This window comes from Synechococcus lacustris str. Tous (assembly GCF_003011125.1).
GTDB lineage: Bacteria > Cyanobacteriota > Cyanobacteriia > PCC-6307 > Cyanobiaceae > Synechococcus_D > Synechococcus_D lacustris.
The window spans coordinates 1-1,954 of record NZ_PXVC01000156.1; the positions used below are offsets into that span (position 1 = coordinate 1).

General features: G+C 53.0%; 4 protein-coding genes. 2 read left to right on the plus strand and 2 right to left on the minus strand.

The annotated features are described in order from the left end of the window. Nucleotides 1-761, minus strand: a 761-nt coding sequence (locus C7K08_RS13730; protein ID WP_206603876.1) for an Rpn family recombination-promoting nuclease/putative transposase, incomplete at its 3' end; no start/stop codon positions are given. Nucleotides 762-900: 139 nt separating this feature from the next. On the opposite strand from C7K08_RS13730, the gene C7K08_RS13735 reads away from it, so the two are divergent. Continuing rightward, on the plus strand, nt 901-1,161 hold the full coding sequence (locus tag C7K08_RS13735; RefSeq protein ID WP_106501088.1) for an AbrB/MazE/SpoVT family DNA-binding domain-containing protein: 261 nt from the start codon (nt 901-903) through the stop codon (nt 1,159-1,161). After that, complete coding sequence (locus C7K08_RS13740; RefSeq protein ID WP_106501089.1) at nt 1,158-1,541, plus strand: type II toxin-antitoxin system PemK/MazF family toxin; 384 nt, start codon at nt 1,158-1,160, stop codon at nt 1,539-1,541. The genes C7K08_RS13735 and C7K08_RS13740 overlap by 4 nt, the downstream gene beginning before the upstream one ends. Here the strand turns inward: C7K08_RS13740 and C7K08_RS13745 are convergent. Then, nucleotides 1,503-1,954, minus strand: a 452-nt coding sequence (locus tag C7K08_RS13745) for a DUF4351 domain-containing protein (RefSeq protein WP_133165307.1), incomplete at its 5' end; no start/stop codon positions are given. The genes C7K08_RS13740 and C7K08_RS13745 overlap by 39 nt on opposite strands.

The window sequence follows — 1,954 nt, forward strand, 5'->3', positions numbered from 1 at the left end:
CTTGCTGGAGGGAGGCCTTGATTATGCCCAAGTTGCAAGCCCCTCTTTTCTCCTTGGCGTTCACCTTCCTTGAGACCCTGTTGGCGGCCCCTTTGTTCACCTTCTAGTCGGCCTCGGCGGGTGTATTCCGCAACAGCTGCTTGATAGGTAACCGAATCATCCAAAATTCCCATGGTGAAATACGCATTGATTAGTTCTTGAGAAAAGCCTAGCCCTGCCAACAGGTGGCAGCCACCGGCAATTTCCTTTYGCAGCACTGGGTTTTTGATTGCTGCTACCCGATCCGCCACCAGTGCTAAGTGCTCAGGGGTTGGCCGAGCCAAAGTGGCCAAGGGCAACAGCGCTGGGTTTTGCAGCAGCGGCTGCGGATCCTGTTCCCACAGCCGCACCACCCCATAGCGATGCCGGGTGTCTCCTACCTGCAATTGATCTACCTGTACCAACGGGCTGTTGGTTTTTTTCARGTAAAGCACCACCTGATGGATCGGTTTGCCATGCAAACGCCATAGCCGGATCCAATACTCCAGCATCCTTTCCGGCATCTGACGATCCGGGCGGCTTTGAAATTCCAGATGCAGCAACTGATTTGGTTTTSTTGCACTGCCAGCATGCAAAATCACGCTGTCGGCACGYTGGGTTTCTGCTGCCAATTCAGTATCGATCAGTTGCCARTAAAACYCTGGAGCGATCGATTCTGAATGCTCCTCACCACCCGAAACGCCAAGCAGCCAYTCGGCCATAGCAGCAGGATTTGAACGCACCAACTGCTTACAGAATTCATCAATCGCCACCAGCAAAACAACGCCTAYTCCTTAAATACCCACAAAGGGCAGTTTYGTATCAGCTSAGGCGCCCAATAGAAACTCGCAGGGATATACTTAGGTTTATACRGATTATAAAATGACACCCGCCCCTTCAAAGCAGGCGCTCAGGCGCTGGGGTAACAGCCTGGGGGTTCGTTTACCGGTGGCAATCGCCCGAGAAGCCCATTTTCTAGAAGATCAAGAGGTGGAGCTAACAGTTGTGGAAGAAGGTGTACTTATCCGTGCTGCCCAGAAACATCTTTCTCTGGAGCAACGCTTGGCGGCCTATAAACCAATGACAGCAGAAGCCATGGAAGCAATGGCTTGGCCGCCGGTGGGTAAAGAAGTTCTGGAATGAAACCCATTAGGGCATCTCAAAGCTGGGTGCCAGAACGGGGTGAGGTGATCTGGATTGATCACAACCCCCAGGCTGGCAGGGAGATGAGGGATCACCATCCATTTTTAGTGCTCTCCACCKCTTCCTTTCACCGCACCGTTGGCCTTGTGGTGGKCTGCGCCATGACWTCAGCCGCYTACAACAACGGCTCATCCTTGGCCGTGGATTTGGGGGCAATCCCAGARAAGCCCGAYGCCCATAGTTTTGTGCTCTGTAATCAGATCAAATCTTTTGACTGGAAAGCCCGCAACGCCAAGCCCCATCCGATGGGCTTAATTCAGCCGCAGCAGTTAGAGCAAGTGCTAGAGATCGTGGCGCAAATCCTTGGTATTTGCCCCTAAMCCCCCCTYYGCCAGTGCTTCTAATTTCTCCAGTGGTAGTGCCCTTACMGCTAGTTCCTGTTCATGGCTTAGCTGGCCGCAGCGGCGARGTAATAAGCGCAGCACTAGAGATTGSGCTTCTTGMTGGAGGCCTTGATTATGCCCAAGTTGCARGCCCCTCTYTTCTCCTTGGCGTTCACCTTCCTTGAGACCCTGTTGGCGGCCCCTTTGTTCACCTTCTAGTCGGCCYCGGCGGGTGTATTCCGCAACAGCTGCTTGATAGGTAACCGAATCATCCAAAATTCCCATGGTGAAATACGCATTGATTAGTTCTTGAGAAAAGCCTAGCCCTGCCAACAGGTGGCAGCCACCGGCAATTTCCTTTYGCAGCACTGGGTTTTTGATTGCTGCTACCCGATCCGCCACCAGTGCTA

Bases quoted from the DNA above. Each gene is read 5' to 3' on its own strand.
- C7K08_RS13735 (WP_106501088.1), top strand. From the start codon at position 901: ATGACACCCGCCCCTTCAAAGCAGGCGCTCAGGCGCTGGGGTAACAGC.